The 317-nt window shown below is 68.1% G+C and carries 1 pseudogene; it reads right to left on the bottom strand.

Annotation, left to right across the window (positions count from 1 at the left end):
* A pseudogene (locus FJ658_RS15750) lies at positions 1-317 on the bottom strand (F0F1 ATP synthase subunit beta); the annotation flags it as partial.

Raw genomic sequence — 317 nt, 5'->3', positions numbered from 1 at the left:
CCGAGGATCGCGATGATCTCCTGGAGCTCCTTGTTCTTCTGGAGGATGGCCTTCACCGAGGTGGCCACGCGGTAGTGGTCCTCGCCCAGGTAGCGCGGGTCCATGATGCGGCTCGTCGACGACAGCGGGTCGACCGCGGGGTACAGACCGCGCGAGGCGATCTCGCGGCTCAGCTCGGTGGTCGCGTCGAGGTGCGCGAAGGTCGTCGCCGGGGCCGGGTCGGTGTAGTCGTCGGCCGGCACGTAGATCGCCTGCAGCGAGGTGATCGAGTGACCGCGGGTCGAGGTGATGCGCTCCTGGAGCACACCCATCTCGTC

The organism is Schumannella sp. 10F1B-5-1, assembly GCF_006517535.1.
Lineage (GTDB): Bacteria > Actinomycetota > Actinomycetes > Actinomycetales > Microbacteriaceae > Schumannella.
Note: the sequence above shows the minus strand (reverse complement) of the source record. Positions and strands in the feature narration are given on the sequence as shown.